This is a genomic window from Bradyrhizobium sp. HKCCYLRH1034, assembly GCF_051168375.1.
Taxonomy (GTDB): domain Bacteria; phylum Pseudomonadota; class Alphaproteobacteria; order Rhizobiales; family Xanthobacteraceae; genus Bradyrhizobium.
In genome coordinates this window covers 282,991-302,047 of sequence record NZ_JBNPUW010000003.1, presented here as the reverse complement: position 1 = coordinate 302,047, position 19,057 = coordinate 282,991, and the positions used below count along the sequence as shown (strand labels likewise).

Genomic DNA, 19,057 nt, shown 5'->3' with positions numbered 1-19,057 from the left:
TCATGCCCATCGAGTCCCCGCCGATTGGGTACGACACTCGCAAAGCGCCAAGGCCTCGCTAGTAGCTCGTCAAGTCGTGAAGACGTTCTGACCGGATGCTCCCAAGCGACCGCAGCGTCCTGGTGCTCGTCATTCGACGTCATGGACCGGAAACTTCCAGTAAGCCCGCACTCATCGCTTCTCCAACTCATGCCCGCGGCCCTTCGGAAATTCCTTTGAGTGAGCTTTCCACCACGCTTCGATGTCGAACGCTTCTGAAGGACGGAACGAGAGTCCGACTAACCGCGCGTTCTCGACGTTTCCCATCCTCTCCGCGAATACTTCGCTATTAAGGTCACGCGCAATCAAGTACCAATTCTCCCTTTGCGCAACAAGTCCGAGAGGAACGACAACCTCTTCCTTGGCATGTGCATTATCGTCGCCAGCCGCGCGTTGCCGAACGATCATCAATGCTTCAGAACCGAGAATTGCTCGGCGGACCTCCGACCAAACTCGATCGTCGCCTTCGAAGTAAAGCTTGCCCGCGCGGAGCAGATTCGCCCAATCGGCGTTCTTTGTCCAAGTCGGAGGCTCGCCACTCGAAGCAGTCGTGTCGTCGGAGAATCTGAGCACATACGCCTTGAAGGACGACTCGTCTTCGAAGATTGCCCCGGGGACCGCGGTGCCGGGTATCAGTCGATACCCGCCGTCCGGTCCCGGCACGCCTTCGATCGGAAGGCCGGTTTGCAAGAGTTCCTCGATGTCCCGATACACTGTTCGAACGTTGACTTCACACCGCTCTGCCAATTCCCGCGCTGACACCAGAGCTTCCGAACGCAAGAGGCCCAACAACTTGAACTGACGCTGAGTACGTCTATCAATCATCGTCCGATCCTGCGCTACCTCCGCCACCGATGAGGTCGTGCATCTCAGGATGATCCAATTCGAACATTTCCTCAAACCGCATGTGCTCTCCTTTTACGCCGTAGAGCTGACCAACCTTGCGCGCGACGATTGCCGTTTGAGGATCGGACCGCAAGACGTATGAGACCGAAGTTGGAAACGACACAAACATGCGAGTCTCATCGTTGATGCGTGCGTAGTACCCCGCCGGCATTAGCGCGCTCGAAAGCTCAAACGCCACCGAAGGCGCAATGGAAGGGTCCACCTTCAGACGGCAAATGTCCACGGTTCCATGAGTTCCTCCGAGAAAGTGTCGGTAGTGTCGTTCGACGAGCTTACTCAACGCTTCGGGTAGCTTGCCTTGCCGCAAGCCCTGAACAAGTACGATTGCGTGCATGATGCGAATCCTGCAATTCTGCAGCTCCTTCTACAGCGTATAACCGCCATCAATGATTATAGTCTGACCGGTAATGTATCCGCGAGGTTTGCCTAGAAGTAGGGCAGCATCGACCAGGTCGTCGGGAGTGCCGAACCGCGACAATGGGATGCGGCTCAGGATTTCTTCATGTCCTTCCATCGACCGCGGCCTCCGGTCGGTGCTAATCCAACCCGGAGCGATCGAGTTGACCGTCACTTCGGGAGCCAGCTCCAACGCGAGCGATCTGGTGAGGCCGAAAATTCCTGCCTTTGCTGCCACGTAATCATGACCACGGGCACTTGGCCTAATTCCTGCTACTGACGAAATATTGACGAGCGCGCCGCCCCCGGACTGCTTCATGTGAAGGCCAAATATCTGGGCTGAAAGGAATGTGCCATATAGGTTGAGGTCGATGGTCTCTCGCCACTTTTCGTAAGTTGTGCGCTCCAGAGATAGCCCATGGCTCTCTCCTACGACATTCACGACGAGATCCAACGCCGGTAGGTGCTCCTTCGCCCTCGACAAGACCGTCTCGAGCTGATCCTTTTTCGTCACGTCTGCTTGGATGAGTTCTGTGGGACCATCGATGCTCTTTCCAAGTTCGATCGCTCGATCCTCAGATCTGAAATAAGTGAGAAGAAGGGCGCTTCCTGCCCTTGCTAATCGATGCGCGATGCGCTGTCCGATGCCGCTCGTCGCGCCCAGAACAATTGACCCTCGCGCCTCGAAGCTCATCCTATGGCCTTTAGGTGTGCGAACAACGTGGTCTGCGATCTGTTTACGACCATCGAGACGGGGACGTCCAAAGCTTCGATCACCTCCCGCGAATTCGTCGGAAATTCGTACACCTCGGATGAATGGTGCGCGTCTGATGCCACTGTGCAGAAGGCTCCCACTCGCACCATCTCGTCAAGCATGCGGCGTGTTTGATTCAAAACTTCAAGCCTGGCCGGACTTCGATCGGGCCGGATCGCTCGCCTGAGAAGCGATACGTTGATCTCCAGACATACGCCCGTATCTCCCGCGGTCCGCGCGAGTTCTTCGACATCGACCGGGAAGCTTGGGCGATAAGGATGGGTAATGACGTGAACGGTTCCGCTCTCCATCGCTGCCCGAATGGCACGAGTGTTCTCGATGACGGACCCGCAGGCGAAGGGAGTCCTTTCATGGAGGCCGGCCAAAACGATTTGCTGCGTACTCAGCATCTCCGCATCCAGATCGACACCCCCGTCGCTCGTTATAATGTTCGCTTCGATTCCCATCAGAAGGCGTACGCCGGATATGTTCGCCGGCAGCCGACCAACCATGTCGAAATAGCCCGCATGTGCCGCTCCGTCCATGCTCGGGCCGTGATCGGTGATCGCGATCAGGTTCAGCCCGGCTTCCGCAGCAGCATTTGCAAGCTCGTTAACGGTCGAGAAGGCATGCCCGCTATGGACCGTATGAGTATGTACGTCGCATGCGATTGGAACAGCATCATTCATGTCTTAGGTCCGGATGATCTTGATCGAACATGCGTTCGAACTGCATCTCTTGATGCGGAATCCCGATACGTTCTCCGACAGCGCGGCACAAGCCTGCGGTGCGCGCGTCTCCTCGGTCGATCCGAAAGACGCAGTGTCGGAACATCACGATGAGACGGTCGCGCATCACCAGATGAGCGTAATAGCGGTCGGGTAGCAGGTGGGTCGACGTCCACTCGATGACGCCAGCAACATCAGCTTCGTCGAGTTGACATTCGATCACCGTAATCGTCTCTCCGTGCTGCAGTTGCGCATCGAAGCGTTTCATCTGCTTGTCGGCGATCGCCAAAGGTATCGGCTCGCCGAAGCTCTCCAGAATCGCGATCAATCGGATCATGAAAACTCCCCTCTATCGCCCGGAGATGGCACCGTCACCTACGCAGATCAGCCGTGCTGGTATTCGTGCAAGAACTGGCGAACGTCAGAATGACTGTCGTCGGTCATCGCAAGTAGGCGCTCGATGCCGATTCCGAAGCCGCCGCTCGAGGGGAATTCGCCCGAAGATAAACGATCAATAAACGCGCGGTCCACAAACTCCGGCCCGTTCTCTTCCATACGCGCCAGGACGTCGTTCGGGTTAGTCTCATCAACGAAGCCGTGGCCGACTTCGGTTCCGTTGATGAAGACCTCGAACCGCTCGATGACGTGCCTCCTCGCTGGGGAGCGACGTGCAAGGCAGACAGTCTGCAGCGGATAATCATGCAGAAACGTAAAGCCTTCCAATTTGGGCTCGACGAAGGTCTCGATGCATGAATTTATGAGCTGCCAAAATGGCCGATCATCTTCCTTGACGCCAAGCAGCGTAAGCATTTTTCTTCGGCACGTCGCTACGCTATCTTCGGAGAAGTCGATCCCGGCCTCGTGAAACCATTGCGTCACGTTCACTAGGCGTCTTTCGGGAAGAGGAACGTTCACCGTAGCTCGGATCAACTGCTCGGCCAACGTCATCAGCGGATCGTACTCCAAATTCTGGGCGTAGAGTTCCATCAGCGTAAACTCGACCACGCTTTTCGGTCCGCGGCCGGCGTCTTCGAACCGTATGGCGGAACCGATATCGTAGACTCTCGGAGTGGCAGTGAGGGCTGTCCGCAAGAGCAACTCAATCGATTGCCGCAGGTGGAATTCCTGATCGCCGACTCGAAAGGAATGGCGGGGTGCAGGTCCGAACGGTCGCACGACCTGCAGAAGCGGTGTCGTGATTTCGATGAATCCCTCGTCGTCAAGCCGGCGGCGAAGGGCGGCGAGTGCCCTCGCTCTACGGACGGCCGCCTTGCTGGAGATGGCTGTGCAGCTCATCACGTTACCTCGAATGAGAGACGATTGGCGGATGAATTCAGGTGGGCTACGGCTCCGATCGGAATAGTGGTCTTTCTGTCCGTATGACCCAAATTGACACCCGCGACGATCGGGAAGCCCAGGCCGTCGCACACGCCGGCCACGATGTCGTCGAAGTCACGACCATCGGGCATCTCGGACTCGGTGCACTCAAGCGGTACGCCGACGATCAGGCCAGCTAGATCCGTTAACACGTTCGCAGTCTTCAGATGGGTAAGCATGGCCTCCACGTTGTGCAATTCGGTGAAGCACTCCTCGATGAATAGGACGCTTCCCTTCATCGGTGGCAGGTATCGCGTACCCAGCAACTGTTGAAAGGACCAGAGATTGCCGCCCCAGGTGGGGCCGGTAGCTACGCCCGATCTGAGCCAGCGCCAGGATGGCTCGGGAGTGATTGCCACGGGAGGAGGGCCACCCACCGCGCGTACGAGATGGTCGAAGGTATATTCGTCAATTCCGTCCTCGCTTCCGAAATTCCAAACGAGCACGGGCCCGTGGAACGTCATCACATTCGAGGCGGCGGTAAGCGCATTCAGAACCACGGTCGAATTCGAGAGCCCGATGATCGGCTTGGGTGACGATGCTAGTGCCCGCGGATCCAGGAATTCGAGCAGTCCGTTGGCGTTCGTTCCGCCTCCCGTCGTGATAATCAGGTCTATGGCCGGGTCACCGAGCATGGTGTGAAGATCGTTCGCCAAGGAGGACGGAGCAGCCGCCAGGAACGTGCCGTCTCCCAACGCATTCGGTGCCCACCGCACATCCACGTGCTTCTCTTTCAACCACGCTATGGCTCTGTCAACGTTCTCGGGATTCTTCGCTGCCTCCGGTGCACCAAGAGTGACGAGGCCTGCTGTGACTCGACGTGATCCGAAGTCCTTAACGGTAGGCCACAACATCGTATCTATCCTCCGGTTTCCAATATTGCTTCGGCGTGACCTCGCCTTATGCGGCTTTCCCGCTGGCTCGAGGCTTGGTCATGTGAGTATTCGACCGGGCTCGCTCGACTGTAGACTTGGACGTCCACGGCGTCTGATTGTCGTAGTAGTCGTAGTTCGACCACGCTTGGAGCGTTCGTGGAGGCTCAAATCCGGACTTCACGGCATCGTCGAACAACGGCGTGCCTGGGTAAGGTGCGAACAAGTGGACACGGGTTTCCGGAACCGGCGAGAGCGTGCGAAGCCAGTCCAAAAGCCGATAAGTCTCGTCTACCTCGGCGTCGGTCTCTCCGGGAAAGCCGACGATGAAGGTGTAGCTTCCGAGTATGCCGTGATCGGCAATTTCCTTGGCGACGCTCATGATGGCGTCACGGGTCACATCCTTCTTTACGATGTCCCGAAGCACGCGATCAGAACCGGATTCGACGCCCATCAGAAGCCTGCTGCAGCCGCTACGCGCGACGTTATGGAGTAGCTGCGGGCTCTGCTTGCGCGCTCGGAGAACGTCGTTCGGATTGATCGATGCCGCCCAACGTATTGGAGTATCCATCGTCATAAGGCGCAGACATATTTCGTCGACTCGCCGCAAGTTGATGAACCAATCAGCGTCATAGAATTTCATCCCGTTCAACTGATATCGCTTGACGAGAGTCTCCACGTCGCACATCAGGGCGTCCGCCTCCTGAGCGCTCCATTTTCTATTGTACATCTGCTCGTAACAGAAACGGCATCTGTAGGCGCACCCTTGAGACGACACGTAGTTCAGTGTGCGCGTCGCGACGGTTGGATCATCACGGATATACGACTGCACATCAAGAAGGTGCCAAGGGTACTGACCGAGTACTCCCGTTTTCGGAGGATTGCCCGGGCCGCGAATGAGTCCGCCCGACGCGGTCTTTGCGATCAACCCCGGCACAGTCGCGAGATCCCTCCTGCCTTGTAGGGCATCGACCAGCGACGCTATCGAGTTCTGCCCGGGGCCCGCGATGGCGATGTCGACCAATTCGTGCTCGATCGTTTGCTCCGGTAGCACACTGACGTGCGGGCCGCCGAACACGAGCGGCACGTTCCCGCAGTGGACGCGGGCGAGGCGAGCGAGATCGAGGGCATGTCCGATCTGACCGCCACCCGTCATGATGCTGAAGCCGATGAAAAGGAGGCGATCACGCTCAGAGCGGAGCAGGCCCATCCAATCGTCGGCAGAGCGCTGGTTCCCGTCGAAGATCATTACGTCTATCTGGCCCTGGTCCACCAATTCCTTCGCGACGGTGAGGAGCGAGAACGGCATCCAGAAATAGACGTAGTCCTTCTCGTGATCGATCTTCGGGTACGCCAGGATCAGCAGTGACTTGGTATTTATCATGACTGGGCCCTATGCTACTGCGTCAGTTGCGCGAGGTGCTGCATTCGAGACGAACTTCGCGCTGTCATAAGTGCGACAGATGCCGCTCAGCATGTTTCTCAGCATGATCGCGTTCCGTGTCCTGATCAGCGGCGCCAGATCGATCGCGATATCTTCACGCAGCAGGCAGATTTGGGCTCTGAGATCGGCCGTCAACCGTAGGGCCATGAGAGCGTCGTGGCAGGGATAAAATTTGCATCCCGTGCAGACGTTTCCGTACCAAGCGCCCTCCGTCGAATCCTTGACGATCACCCGCAGGCCTCCCGGCATCGTGAGGACGGTCATTGGATGACCAAGGTCTCCCTGATGCTGGATCTCCCAACTTACCGCTTCGTCCTTCAGCGACTGCACGACGGCGGGCAAGGGTGCGTAGAGTTGCGCCAGACTGGTGGCATCGGTCTGGCGTCGAAGGCGCCGGCTGTTGAACTCTTCACTCCCGTCGAGGTCTCCGATAACGTCCAAAAGCTTCAGGCTGTGGACGCCCTTCTTCTGACAAAACGCGATCAGTTCGTAGATCTCGTTCTCGTTGATCCCATTCATCACCACCATGTTCACCTTGAGCGGTAGGCCCGTGCGCACTAGGTCCGTGACGGCGGCGATCAGCTGATCCAAGTCGTCGACCCCGCAGATGCGTTTGTGCAGTGCGCGGTCGAGGGTATCGAGGCTGACGTTGAATCGATCGGCTCCGGCCGCCTTCAACTGCGGCGCAAGTTGTCCGATGCGGGGGTGTCGAGAAATGATCTCGATTGTTTCGACGGCCGTCGTCTGCTTGATTTCCCTGACGACCCGCGTCAGGTGCGAGTAAAGGGCCGGGTCGCCGCCAGTAAACTTGATGTCGCGCATCCCGAACTCGGCCGCGACGCCGGTGAAGAAAACCAGGTCATCCGGCGCAATCTCGACGCCGGAATGAGTGGCGACCGCCTCACCCGAAGGACGGCAGTAAAAGCACGCTCTGCCGCACCGGCTGTTGAGCGCAACTCTTAGCTGGGGTCGCTTATGGCTTAGCAGATCCATGACGAGAAACCTCGACTTGATTCTTGCCATAAAAATACGTCAGCGATGACCGTAATGTCAAGAATAATGTCAGTTAATATGTCAGTGATGGCGCGCGGTTGCCGTTGTGGTGCTTTGATACCAGTAGTGGATATTGGGGTTGTTCTAAATCACCACATGTCAAGCGAACCGCAGGAAGTGAGGGGAGCAAACTGCCGGACGGCGTGGCGCCGACGAGAATCGGCATTGGATGGGGCGCTCTCCACGCCAGTGACCAAGATCAAATGGCGCTTGTTGAACGAAGAGTCGGAATGCCGAGCCGATAGCCCTGGATGCGAAGGAGCTCCCTGACTTCATCCTCGGCGTCAGCATCGAAATTGGCCCTCACGTTCATGATGAGGCCGCGCACTTCGCGCTCGCCGTGAGGCAGTTTCACACCAGTTGCTGCGCCACAACTTCACGCGAAATCGCGACGAGAAGGCGGGCCGGCCCGGCACTTCGCACCAAGCCCCGGTTTGTCGTCCACTAAACTGGTGATCTTCGCAGCCTTGGCGATCACCTTGCGACGACGTCGCCGGGTCGCCTCGGGTGGTCACGATGACAACTAAAGCTGGCGAGATAGAATTCGAAGCGTCACGAGAGTTCGTTGGCTTCGAGCAAATCGTCCAGACAGGCACGGAAATGCCGAACGATGGGATCTCCGCTCCTGCCGACCTCCGGATCGTCTCCCGGGCGATGCCGAGGCTATACTTGAATTATTTGGATCGGACTGCCGCTCGCGACTGAAGCACCAGAATTGTTGACTCGAAAGGATGCCCCGAAAGCTGCCTTCGCGCGTGTAGTGGTAGAGCGGGACGATGGGTGTGGCTGCGACCTGCTCCTCAAGCAACTGACGCCGCGCCCACACGGACCCGGATCGTCCAAGACGAGTTCCGTGAACCAGAAGGATCCCGATCATACCACGATGGAGAGGCGTTCGGGTCTCTTGCTGAGCATCGGGATGGGGGAAGTGTTACTCAACGAGCCGATTTTCTGCTTGAGTTGAAGCAACACTGCGGTTGTCCGGAAACGTTGTTTTACTGCCGGTTTCGAGGCCCATGGAGCCGGCCCGGAGAATTTTCTCCCTATCCTCCATTCTCGAAAGCTGGCGGTCCGCAACACCTCAATAGTTTCTCATGTCTGATCATCAAGGTGTGATCCCAAATGACGCTGCTTGATATCTATTTCGAGTTCAGCAGTGCGTTCGATCATGCTGTGGACGATCGTCTCACGGTCGCGTTGGGTCAGTCCGCGGATGCCATGTTCTCGCAATTCCTGTTCGAGGATCGCGGCCATGATTGACACGATGTTCATTCGCTCTAATCCCTCCATCGAAGATGAAAGCTGCAACATCTCTACGGCGCGACTATCTCTTTTCCTTTGAGTTCATCGAGGCCACGTCGTACACCGCTTCAATTAAGGAACGAACGGCCCGGGCATCCCAGTCGATCTGATCAATCGGCGCATCCCAATGTTCGGAAATGACGTAGGCTGCATGGCGAGCTTTTACGCCCAGACCGGCTATAGTTCGTGCCGGCGTGGCGATAATGGCCTGTTCTACGGGCAATAGACTGGCGAGCATGGTTTCAATTCGCTCGAGATGATCTGGTGATGCTGGATCGTATAAGGCTCGTATCTTGGCAATAGCCTCTTCGAGTTGCTTGCCCAATACGATCAGACCTGAATCGTCGTCGGTGGCCTTGAACCCTAAGTTGGCGAGGTCTGAAGTCGCGCGTCGAGAAGCTATGTTGGGATTGTCGGCGCCGCGGCGCCCAGAGGCAACTCTGGCCTGAGACTTAAAAGACGGTTGAGACGAGGGGGTCTTCATTCCTCAGACATCCTCAATAGACAACGACATGCAGCGAAAATTAGCGCAGACGGCTCAGCTCGGAGCTCCCAAGGCTATCCACATGAGATTTCATCCAGAGACGGGTAGATAATACCCTTAAGAGGTGTATTTATAACCTTATAGTGGCGCTTTTGCTAGGGGTGTCGATGGTGATCTCATGATCACCTCTCGACAAATTCGGGCTGCTAGAGCGTTGCTTGGCTGGTCCCAGCAGCAACTCGCGGACAAGGCGATCGTGTCGCTGAACGCGGTTGCGAGGCTGGAAGGCGGTGTTGTGGATTCTCGGATCAGCACCGTGCAAGCTGTTCAGGACGCTTTGGTCAAAGCCGGCGTAGAATTTCTCGATGCCGATCAGAAAGGCGAGGGCGTGAGGCTCAAGAGCCCCAAGGCTTAACCAGCCCCAAATCTATGGGCCCCACTCGCCTCAATCGACGGCGTCAGGGCGGAGGTTCGCAATTCAAGTAAATGAATTGGCTCGTAACGACCAAACGCAATCGCGAGATGGCGCCTTTCGCGCTGAACGCAATTGCTACCAAGCGGCTGGCGGAAGCGCCGCTAGCTCATGCCGGCTTGCGAGAGAGCTATCTATTGGGTGGCGCACCCGACACGATTCGAACGTGTGGCCTTCGCCTTCGGAGGGCGACGCTCTATCCAGCTGAGCTACGGGTGCCTGCGCTGCTTACGCAGTGCTTACGCGGAAACTTCGAGGCTGTGAAGCGATCCGCGCCGATTTCTTAAGTTTCTGAAATATAAGTCTCTTTTTGGTCTCACGCTCCCGGAAATCAGCTTGACATCTGCCTTCGGAGGGCAACGCTCTATCCAGCTGAGCTACGGGTGCGTACGGCAAATCGTTTAGCCGATTGCCTGGGCGACGGCAACGGCCTTGGATGCTCCCCGGACCAGGCGGACGGGCCGCTCGCGCCGCGAGGCGCGGGGGCAGTTCGGCGGGGTGCGCGGCCGGACCGCTCCCGCCGACCCGCCTTACGCCGGCACGATGGTCTTGCCGATCGGCCACAGCGCCAGCCCGGCGAGCTTCAGATGGGCCCAGGCGAAGGGCAGGCCGACGATGCTTACCGCGAGCACGATTGCGGTCAGGAGGTGGCCGAGCGCCAGCCACCAGCCGGCCAGTACGAACCAGATGATGTTGCCGAGCAGCCCGAGAACGCCGGTTCCGACGTCTTCCATGCCGGTGAGCTGGTCGCGGCGGACGGCGCGCGAGCCGAACGGCAGCAGCGTATAGGCGGCGATGTTGAATGCGGCGCGGGACCAGGGCAGCCCGACGATCGTGATCGCCATGACGACCGCGGCGACCAGCCAGCCGAACGCCATGTAGGCGCCGCCGCACAGGATCCAGAGGATGTTTAGAAGCATGGAAACCGGCTGCATGACGACCTGCCAACTCCGTTGTTGCCGCTCCGGATATAGGAACGCGGCGCCAAGGCCGGTAGCGGGCCGGTCGTCGAAATCTGCGTGGCCTCGCGCCGCAGGCTCGGCCGGGGCGGCCAGGCGTTGACGGCGCCGCAAAGCCGGCTCAGCCGGCGGCCTGCAAGCTCCCTGCCGCCGCTTCTGGACCGAACAGCTTGCGCAGCTCGGCCGCCGGCTTCGGGGCGCTGAACAGGTAGCCCTGCATCTCCGTGCAGCCGAGCTGGCGCAGCGCCGTCTGCTGCGCCCCGGTCTCGACGCCCTCGGCCGTGGTCGTCATGTTGCTGGCGGTGGCGATGCTCACCACCGCCTGGACGATCGCCGACGAGCTGCCGGCGCCGATGTCGCTGACGAAGCAGCGGTCGATCTTGATCTTGTCGAACGGAAATCGCTTCAGATAACTCAGCGACGAATAGCCGGTGCCGAAATCGTCGAGTGCGATACGCACGCCCATGTCGTGCAACTGGTGCAGGATGCCGAGCGCGACGTCGTCGTCGCTGATCAGCACCGCCTCGGTGATCTCGACCTCGAGCCGTTCGGGCGCAAGACCGGCCGCCGACAGCGCGCCTGCGATCCGCAGCGCCAGGGTCGGCGATTTGAGCTGCACCGGCGAGACGTTCACGGCGATGCGGATGCCGGCGGGCCAATGCGCGGCCTCGGCGCAGGCGGTGCGCAACACCCAGTCGCCGATCTCGTTGATGAGCCCGGTGTCCTCGGCGAGCGGAATGAAGTCGAGCGGCGGCACCATCCCTCGCTCCGGATGACGCCAGCGCAACAGCGCCTCGCAGCCGGTCATGACGTTCTCGCTGAAGCCGAGCAGCGGCTGGTAATGCAGCTCGAACTGGCCTTCGGTGATCGCCCGGCGCAGGTCCTGCTGCAACTGCAGCCGCGCGCGCGCGGTTTCATCCATCGCGGGCTCGAAGAAACGGAAAGTGCGGCGGCCGCCGGCCTTGGCGGCATACATTGCGAGGTCGGCATTCTTGGTCAGCTGGTCGCGCTCGACGCCGTCATGGGGCGCCAGCGCGATGCCGATGCTGGCATCGGTCGACAATTGGTGGCCCAGGCATTTATAGGGCTTGCGGATCGCGTCGAGGATCTCCTTCACGGCCACGATGACCTCGTCCCGGTCCGCAACGGTGGTCAGCAGCACCGCGAATTCGTCGCCGCCGAGCCGGGCCACCATATCCTCCGGCGCGAGACAGCCCTCGATGCGCCGCGCGATCGTCTTCAACAGCTCGTCGCCGACATGATGGCCGAGCGAATCGTTGATGCCCTTGAACTCGTCGACATCGATATAGAGCAGCGCGAAGAAGGTGCCGTGGCGCGCGCGTTCCAGCTCCTCGTCGATGCGCTCCTGGAACAGCACGCGGTTCGGCAGCTCGGTCAACGCGTCGAAATGCGCGAGATGGGCGATCTTCTCGTCGGCCAGCCGCCGCTCCGTGGTGTCCTCGATCACGTTGATCAGATAGCGCGGCCGCTGCGCATCATCCGCGATGGCGATGCGCCGCGACGTGATGTAACGCAATCCCAGCCCCGGACTCTGCCAGGGATGTTCGGCGAGAAACAGCCCGTCCGACTGCTCCAGAGCCCGGTCGTCGTCCGCGGTCACCTTTTCCGCGACCGGTCGCGGCAGCAGGTCGAACGCCGTCTTGCCGACGATCTCCTCGCGCGGCACGCCGAAGCGCTGCTCGGTCGACTGGTTGACCAGTACATAGCGCCGGTCGCGGACGTCCTTGACCATGATGTGCGACGGGATGTGGTCGATGATCTCGCGCAGGAATGCGTAGTTGCGGTCGCGCTCCTGCTCGAGCCTGCGATGCTCGCTGATGTCCTCGATCGTCGTGACCCATCCGCCCGAGGCCAGCGGCTTGTCGATGATGTTGAAGAAGCGGCCGGCTCCGCCCTCCGCGATCATCTGCGACGTGCCGCCTGCCGCGGCTCTGTCGATGATGTCGGCGCAGAAGTCGGTCACGTCGCCGTTGAAGGATCCGCGCGCCTTGCAGTGCGCGATGACCTCGCTGAGGTGGGCGCCGGGCCTGATCACGTCCGTGGACAGGCCGAGCAGGTCGATGAAGCGCTGATTGAACATCACGACGCATGCGTTCGCGTCGAACGAGATCAGCCCCTGCGTCATGTTGTCCAGCGCAGTCTCGACCCTTTGCTTCTCGGTCTCCAGCTGACGCGTTGCCGCACGCCCCTGTCGCACGATCTGCCGGATCATCAGGCTGAACGTCACGGCGATGACCGCGATCGCAAGCACCGCCGCACCCACGATCAGCACCATCTGCGATCGCCAGTCCGCGAGCGCATCGTCGACCGGCCTATTGGCCGAGATGACGAGCGGGAAGCGCCCGATCCTGGAAGCCGACGCGATCTTCTCCAGGTTGTCGACGGAGCTCGTGAGCAGGGTCGTGCGCAGGCCGCTCTCGGCGACCCCCTTCAGCAACTCGTCGTTCCCTATCCTGGCGCCCATCAGGGATTCGGCGTGCGGGTAGCGCGCCAGCACGGCGCCGTCGGAATGGACCAGCATGATCGACGAGCCCTTCCCGAGAGCCATCGATTCCAGGAACGTCTCGTAGGTGTGCGGATCCACCCGGCGGGTCAGCAAGCCGAGGAATTCCCCGTTGGCGCCGTTCAGGCGATGCGCGACGATGGTCGCCCAGCCGCCGGTGACGCGGCTCATGACCGGCAGGATCACGAAGCTGTCCGGCCGCGATGCCGATTGCAGGTCCTTGAAGTAGGAGCGGTCCGCGACGTTGATGGGCGGCAGTGGGTCGCTGGACGACCAGTTCACGAAATTGCCGTCGACGTCGACGATCGTGAGGTCTCCCATATAGGACAGGCCGCTGACCTGAGAGCGCAGCATCTCGCTGATCTCGGGTCTTGCCATCTCGGACCGGAACGTCTCCGGCGAACCGATCGACTCGAGCTGCATGCGGCGGATCGCATGCGACACCGCGGTCTCGGCGTCTTCGAACTGCTGCGCGAAATGCCGGCTCAACAGCAGCACGGTGTTTTCGAGTTCGCGCTCGTTGTTGGCGATCGCACGCGCCCGAAAACCGCTGGCCATGACGATCGTCCCGATGACGATGGCTGCGATCAGAAGCGCTCCGCACGCGATCAGCCATGGCACCGGACCGCGCCAGAGGGACGTGCCAATCCATTCCGGCTCGCTACCGCCGGTCCCTGACGTGTCTGCTGCGCCTTGCATGCCTTGATCGACCCGGGAGGAAATGACTTGTTGCAAGCCCGCTTGATAACAAGGCACTGGTGCCGGTCCGGTTAGGAAATGCGGTTAGCCGTCGCTTAAGCGCGCGTCGAAACTTCGCGGCAAACGATAATTTCCGCATGTGGATACCGTGCGGCCTAGGCTGCTCCGGCGCCGCCGCGCAGAATTTCGGGGGTACTTGCAGCTCAGCGCGCCGCGCCCGGCTTGTTGCGAAGGCGGCCGACGACGCCGGTCGGAAAGAAATAGACGCTGGCGATGAACAGGAGGCCGAGCCACAGCAGCCAGCGGTCGGGGTGCAGCAGGCCGGGCAGCAGCGGCAGTCCGGCGTCCGCCGCCGCGGTCGAAGCGATCCCCATCAGGGCCTGCAGATAATTCTGCGCCAGGATGAAGATGGCAGCCCCAATGATGGCGCCGTAGATCGTGCCCATGCCGCCGATCACGACCATCAGCAGGATGTCGAGCATGATCGAGAAGCTGAGCGACGTGTCGGGGCCGGCATAGCGCAGCCAGAGTGCGTTCAGCATCCCCGCGCAGGCCGCGATCATGGCTGCGATGCAGTTGGCATAGGTGAGATGAAAGACCGTGCGATAGCCGAGCGCCTCGGCGCGGAAGCGGTTCTCGCGGATCGCCTGCAGCACGCGGCCGAACGGCGAGTTGACGACGCGCAGCAGGGCCAGGATCATCAGCGCGCAGGCCGATAGCACCAGGTAATAGGTCAGGATGCGGCCGTTGATCGGGAAGCCGAACCAGTCCTTGCCGATGAACACGGTGCCCGGGCGCAACAGCTCGGGCAGCTGGAAGCTGCGGCCGTCCTCGCCACCGGTCAGCCAGGACAATTGCGATGCCAGCACCAGGAAGGCCGAGGCGACCGCGAGCGTGATCATCGCAAAGAAGATCGCCTCGACACGTAGCGAGAACAGGCCGATCGCGAGCGCCAGCAGCAAAGCGAGCGGCAACCCGGCCGCGACGGCGACCGCGACCGAGGTCCAGTTGGGGCCGAGGCCATAGAGCGCGATCGCGACCGCGTAGGAGCCGATGCCGTAGAACATCGTATGCGCGAACGACACCGAGCCGGTATAGCCGAGCAGCAGATCGTAGGAGGCGACCAGCGCGGCAAAGATGCAGATCTTGGCGGCGACGTTGAGCGCCTTGGCGCCGGGGAAGATGAAGGGCGTCGCCAGCAGCGCCACGACGATGACGGTGAGCAGGATGGACAGCGCGCGGCTGCGGGGCGGATCGCCGGACAGGATCATCATCGGCTGGTCACCGCATAGAGACCGCGCGGCCGCCACATCAGCACGGCGACCATCAGCAGGATGTTGGAGACGAGGGCGAGCTTGGGCACCAGGAAGCCGCCATAGTTGGCGACCATCGCAACCAGGACCGCGCCGATGAAGCAGCCGGTGATCGAGCCGAGCCCGCCGATGATCACGACGATGAACACCAGCACGGTGAGCTCGTCGCCGATCGAGGCATGCACCTGCTCGCGATACAGCCCCCACATCACGCCGCCGAGGCCGGCCAGCGCCGAGCCGGTCATGAACACGCCGAGGAACAGCCGGCGGATGCGATAGCCGAGCGCCTCGACCATCTCGCGGTTTTCGACACCGGCGCGGATCAACAGGCCGATCTTGGTCCGGTTCAGCACCAGCTCGATGGCGACGAAGATCGCGAAGCCGACGAGCATGGCCAGCAGCCGGTATTTCGAGATCGCGACGTCGCCGATGATGAAAGACCCGCGCAACGCCGTGGGCAGCGGCATGGGAATGATCTGCGGACCGAACAGCGCATACAGCGTCTGCTCGGCGACGATGAGTCCGCCGGTGGTCATCAGGATCTGCTTGAGGTGCTGGCCGTAGACCGGCAGCACCAGCACGCGCTCGACCACGAGGCCGAGTGCGCCGGTCACGCCCATCGACAGCAGCGCCGCCGGAACGAGGACGGCAAGGTTGGTCAGCAGCGAGTCGGACTGGGCCCAGCCCGCCAGTGGCAGCAGCACCAGCGTCGCAACGTAGGCGCCGACGGCGATGAAGGCACCGTGGCCGAAATTGAGCACGTCCATCAGGCCGAAGACGAGCGTTAGGCCCGAGGCCATAATGAAGATCATCATGCCCATCGCGAGGCTCGCGACCGTCAGGGTCACCCAGGAGCTCGCTGACCCGACCAGCGGGATCATCAGGAGCGCCAGCACGACCGGCAGCAGCAGCGGCGCGATGTCGCGCTTCGGTTTCGGCAGTGCCTCGGTCGCAGCGATCTCGCTCATTGATGCGCCTCCAGGCTGAGGCCGAGCAGGTGCTCCTGCAACGGCACGTCGGCCGCGAGCGCGGCCATCTCGCCGCGATGGACGATGGTGCCGTTGTCCATCACAAGCACCTGGTCGCCGAGCTCGCGCGCGGCGTGGAAATTCTGTTCAACGAGGAGAATGGTTGCGCCACGGCGCTTGATCTCCTTGAGGCATTCGATCAGCGACACCACGATCGCCGGCGCCAGGCCCTTGGTGGGCTCGTCGATGAGGAGCAGCTTGCGCGGCTCGACGATCGCGCGGGCGATCGACAGCATCTGCTTCTGGCCGCCGGACAGGCTGCCGGCGCGCGACAGCCAGAACTTCTTCAAGGCGGGAAAGAAGCCGAAGATCCAGGCGAGCTGGGCATCGTCGAGCGGCCCATTGCGCGCCGCCAGGATCAGGTTCTCCTTGACCGTGAGGTCGGAGAACACGGCCATGCTCTCGGGCACGTAGCCGACGCCGCGCTGCGCGATGTCGGGCGTTGCCAACCTCTCGATCGGCTCGCCGGCGAGTGAGATGGTGCCGTTCCTGGCCTGCCAGAGGCCCATGATGGTGCGCAAGGTCGTGGTCTTGCCGGCGCCGTTGCGGCCGAGCAGCATCGTGGTTTGGCCCTCGGGCACCTCGAAGTCGACGCGCTGCAGAATGTGATAGCGTCCGATATAGGTCTCGACGCCCGCAAGCTTCAGTAGCGTGCTCATGCCGCGCTCCGCGGCGCCACGCCAAGGTAGGCTTCCTGCACGATTGGCGAGGCGATGACCTCCGCGGGCGGACCGTCGGCGACCAGCTGTCCGTTGTGCAGCACGATGATGCGGTCGGCGAGCGAGCGCACGACGTCCATCTTGTGCTCGACCAGCAGGATGATCTTGCTCGTGTCCTGCTTGAGCCTGCCGATGAGGTCGAGCACGACCGGCACCTCGTCGATGCTCATGCCGGCGGTGGGCTCGTCGAACATGAAGACCTTCGGCTCCAGCGCCATCATCAGCGCGACTTCGAGCTTGCGCTGGTCGCCATGCGACAGCGTCGTCGCGGTGACGCTGCGGCGGCCGCCAAGCGCGACCTGGTCGAGGATCGCGTCCGCGCGCGCAATCAGGTCGCGCCGCGCCATCCAGGGGCGGAGCAGGTCATAGTGCACGCCGCTCTGCGCCTGCACAGCGAGCCGCACGTTCTCCTCGACGCTGAGATTGGGAAACAGGTTGGTGAGCTGGAACGCGCGTCCCAAGCCGGCGCGGGTGCGCAGCGGCGCCGAGAGACCGGTGATGTCGCGACCGTCGAACAGGATGGAGCCCGAGGAGGCCGTCAGCTGGCCGGAGATCAGGTTGAAATAGGTGGTCTTGCCGGCGCCGTTGGGGCCGACGATGGCGGTCAGCTCACCGGGCCTGAAGCTGCAACTGACGCTGTTGACCGCGACATGACCGCCGAAACGGATGGTGAGGTCGCGGGTTTCGAGGGTAAGGGCCATGTCGCCAGCTTGTCACTGCCAGTAAGAATGTGCCCGGCGCGAGGGCCGGGCACGCGATCCATTATCTCACCGCTTGTTGCGGATCGGCACCGCCATCTCGTCGATCTTGATCTCGCGCACCGGCTCGTTGACGGCCCAGGCAAGGTTCGGATCGACCTTGACGCGGAAGTGATACATGCTTTGCAGCGCCTGGTGATCCTCTTTCCGGAAGATCATCTTGCCCTTCGGCGTGTCGAACTCCATGCCCTCCATCGCCGCGATCAGCTTCTCGGTGTCGGTCGACTTGGCCTTGGTTACGGCGGTGACGACGGCCATCGCGGCCGAGAAGCCGCCGGCGGTGAAGAAGTCCGGCGGCGCGTTGAAGCGCTTCTGGTGCTCGGCCACCAGCCAGTCGTTCACCGGGTTCTTGGGAATGTCATAATAGTAGTAGGTGGCGCCTTCCATGCCGGGCAGACGCTTGTAGGCGGCAAGCGCCGGCAGGATGTTGCCGCCGGTCGACAGCTCTATGCCGTAGCGCTTCGGATCCATGTCCTGCAGCTTCGTCAGTGGATCGCCGGCGCCGGCCCAGATCACCCAGATGATCTTCTTGCCGGGCTTGTCCTTCAGCGCGTCGAACAGGCGCTGGCCGACGGCGGTGAAGTCGGTGGTGCTGGTCGGCACATATTCCTCGGCGCCCAGCGTCGCGCCGGTCTTGGCCAGCGCCTCCTTGAAGGCAGCGACGCCGTCGCGGCCGAAGGCATAGTCCTGCGCAAGGGTGGCGACCGTGACGCCGGGCTTGCCGATCGCGACCGCGTTGGAGATCGCGTCCTGTGAGGAGTTGCGGCCGGTGCGGAAGATGTAGCGGTTCCACTTCTCGCCCGTGATCTGGTCGGCGACCGCAGGCTCGACGATGAGGATCTTCTTGTTCTCCTCGGCGACCGGCAGATCGGCCAGCGCTGCGGCCGAGGAGGTCGTGCCGATCGCGATGTCGGCGCCATCGTCCTGATAGGCTTCGGAGAGCGCGGCCTTCGACAGGTCGGGCTTGCCCTGGTCGTCCTTGGTGATGATGACGATCTTGCGACCGTCGATCATGTTGGTGCCCTTGGTGGCATATTCGAAGCCGAGGCGGAGACCGGCTTCGGTCTGCTTGGCATAGGCCTCGAGCGGGCCGGTCTTGCCGTAGATGAGAGCGATTTTCAGATCATCGGCCTGGGCGGCGGTCGCCAGCAGGGCGGCGGTCAATGATGAAACAATACCTTTGAGAATATGTGACGTCTTCACGAGCCTTCCTCCCAGCTACTGGCGGCT

The 19,057-nt window shown here is 61.2% G+C and carries 19 protein-coding genes and 1 tRNA gene; 1 reads left to right on the top strand and 19 read right to left on the bottom strand.

The window, feature by feature from the left end:
- Positions 1-171: 171 nt before the first annotated feature.
- The 11 genes from ACQR0W_RS08490 to ACQR0W_RS08440 all read right to left on the bottom strand — a co-directional run bounded on the left by ACQR0W_RS08490 (position 172) and on the right by ACQR0W_RS08440 (position 9,355).
- On the bottom strand, positions 172-864 hold the full coding sequence (locus ACQR0W_RS08490; protein WP_434840650.1) for a helix-turn-helix transcriptional regulator: 693 nt from the start codon (positions 862-864) through the stop codon (positions 172-174).
- The gene (locus ACQR0W_RS08485; protein WP_434840651.1) at positions 857-1,279 is read right to left on the bottom strand and encodes a hypothetical protein; all 423 of its coding nucleotides are present in this window, start codon (positions 1,277-1,279) and stop codon (positions 857-859) included. Before ACQR0W_RS08485 ends, ACQR0W_RS08490 begins: the two co-directional genes overlap by 8 nt.
- 30 nt (positions 1,280-1,309) lie before the next feature.
- Positions 1,310-2,035: an SDR family NAD(P)-dependent oxidoreductase gene (locus ACQR0W_RS08480; RefSeq protein ID WP_434840652.1), complete on the bottom strand. Its 726-nt coding sequence runs from the start codon at positions 2,033-2,035 to the stop codon at positions 1,310-1,312.
- The gene (locus ACQR0W_RS08475; RefSeq protein WP_434840653.1) at positions 2,032-2,784 is read right to left on the bottom strand and encodes a PHP domain-containing protein; all 753 of its coding nucleotides are present in this window, start codon (positions 2,782-2,784) and stop codon (positions 2,032-2,034) included. The genes ACQR0W_RS08480 and ACQR0W_RS08475 overlap by 4 nt, the downstream gene beginning before the upstream one ends.
- Entirely contained in the window at positions 2,777-3,160 is a 384-nt protein-coding gene (locus ACQR0W_RS08470) for a hypothetical protein (protein WP_434840654.1), read from the bottom strand. Before ACQR0W_RS08470 ends, ACQR0W_RS08475 begins: the two co-directional genes overlap by 8 nt.
- A 47-nt stretch (positions 3,161-3,207) precedes the next feature.
- The gene (locus ACQR0W_RS08465) at positions 3,208-4,119 is read right to left on the bottom strand and encodes an amino acid--tRNA ligase-related protein (RefSeq protein WP_434840655.1); all 912 of its coding nucleotides are present in this window, start codon (positions 4,117-4,119) and stop codon (positions 3,208-3,210) included.
- A complete protein-coding gene (locus ACQR0W_RS08460) occupies positions 4,119-5,054 on the bottom strand; it encodes a S66 peptidase family protein (RefSeq protein WP_434840656.1) in 936 nt (311 codons plus the stop codon). The genes ACQR0W_RS08465 and ACQR0W_RS08460 overlap by 1 nt, the downstream gene beginning before the upstream one ends.
- Before the next feature lie 46 nt (positions 5,055-5,100).
- A complete protein-coding gene (locus ACQR0W_RS08455) occupies positions 5,101-6,456 on the bottom strand; it encodes a B12-binding domain-containing radical SAM protein (RefSeq protein ID WP_434840657.1) in 1,356 nt (451 codons plus the stop codon).
- Positions 6,457-6,465: 9 nt separating this feature from the next.
- On the bottom strand, positions 6,466-7,509 hold the full coding sequence (locus tag ACQR0W_RS08450) for a radical SAM protein (RefSeq protein ID WP_434840658.1): 1,044 nt from the start codon (positions 7,507-7,509) through the stop codon (positions 6,466-6,468).
- A 1,152-nt stretch (positions 7,510-8,661) separates the two neighbouring features.
- The gene (locus tag ACQR0W_RS08445) at positions 8,662-8,841 is read right to left on the bottom strand and encodes a hypothetical protein (RefSeq protein ID WP_434840659.1); all 180 of its coding nucleotides are present in this window, start codon (positions 8,839-8,841) and stop codon (positions 8,662-8,664) included.
- Between the two features lie 52 nt (positions 8,842-8,893).
- On the bottom strand, positions 8,894-9,355 hold the full coding sequence (locus ACQR0W_RS08440; RefSeq protein WP_434840660.1) for a hypothetical protein: 462 nt from the start codon (positions 9,353-9,355) through the stop codon (positions 8,894-8,896).
- 178 nt (positions 9,356-9,533) lie between these two features.
- Here ACQR0W_RS08440 and ACQR0W_RS08435 point away from each other — a divergent pair, with 178 nt between their 5' ends.
- Positions 9,534-9,770 carry a helix-turn-helix domain-containing protein gene (locus ACQR0W_RS08435; protein ID WP_434840661.1) on the top strand — a complete coding sequence of 79 codons (237 nt, stop codon included), beginning with the start codon at positions 9,534-9,536 and terminating at the stop codon, positions 9,768-9,770.
- Positions 9,771-9,969: 199 nt separating this feature from the next.
- On the opposite strand, the gene ACQR0W_RS08430 is transcribed toward ACQR0W_RS08435, so the two are convergent.
- From ACQR0W_RS08430 to ACQR0W_RS08395, 8 genes are all read right to left on the bottom strand, one after another.
- Positions 9,970-10,046: transfer RNA gene (locus tag ACQR0W_RS08430), tRNA-Arg, on the bottom strand.
- Positions 10,047-10,357: 311 nt separating this feature from the next.
- Complete coding sequence (locus tag ACQR0W_RS08425; protein ID WP_315715111.1) at positions 10,358-10,762, bottom strand: YccF domain-containing protein; 405 nt, start codon at positions 10,760-10,762, stop codon at positions 10,358-10,360.
- A 145-nt stretch (positions 10,763-10,907) separates the two neighbouring features.
- Positions 10,908-14,009, bottom strand: a complete 3,102-nt coding sequence (locus tag ACQR0W_RS08420) for a bifunctional diguanylate cyclase/phosphodiesterase (RefSeq protein ID WP_316186596.1) — start codon at positions 14,007-14,009, stop codon at positions 10,908-10,910.
- 203 nt (positions 14,010-14,212) lie between these two features.
- A complete protein-coding gene (locus ACQR0W_RS08415; protein ID WP_316186597.1) occupies positions 14,213-15,283 on the bottom strand; it encodes a branched-chain amino acid ABC transporter permease in 1,071 nt (356 codons plus the stop codon).
- On the bottom strand, positions 15,280-16,290 hold the full coding sequence (locus tag ACQR0W_RS08410; RefSeq protein WP_316186598.1) for a branched-chain amino acid ABC transporter permease: 1,011 nt from the start codon (positions 16,288-16,290) through the stop codon (positions 15,280-15,282). The genes ACQR0W_RS08415 and ACQR0W_RS08410 overlap by 4 nt, the downstream gene beginning before the upstream one ends.
- On the bottom strand, positions 16,287-17,009 hold the full coding sequence (locus ACQR0W_RS08405; protein ID WP_315825573.1) for an ABC transporter ATP-binding protein: 723 nt from the start codon (positions 17,007-17,009) through the stop codon (positions 16,287-16,289). Before ACQR0W_RS08405 ends, ACQR0W_RS08410 begins: the two co-directional genes overlap by 4 nt.
- The gene (locus ACQR0W_RS08400; RefSeq protein ID WP_315751883.1) at positions 17,006-17,770 is read right to left on the bottom strand and encodes an ABC transporter ATP-binding protein; all 765 of its coding nucleotides are present in this window, start codon (positions 17,768-17,770) and stop codon (positions 17,006-17,008) included. Before ACQR0W_RS08400 ends, ACQR0W_RS08405 begins: the two co-directional genes overlap by 4 nt.
- Before the next feature lie 66 nt (positions 17,771-17,836).
- Complete coding sequence (locus tag ACQR0W_RS08395; protein ID WP_315715117.1) at positions 17,837-19,030, bottom strand: substrate-binding domain-containing protein; 1,194 nt, start codon at positions 19,028-19,030, stop codon at positions 17,837-17,839.
- Between the last annotated feature and the right edge of the window lie 27 nt (positions 19,031-19,057).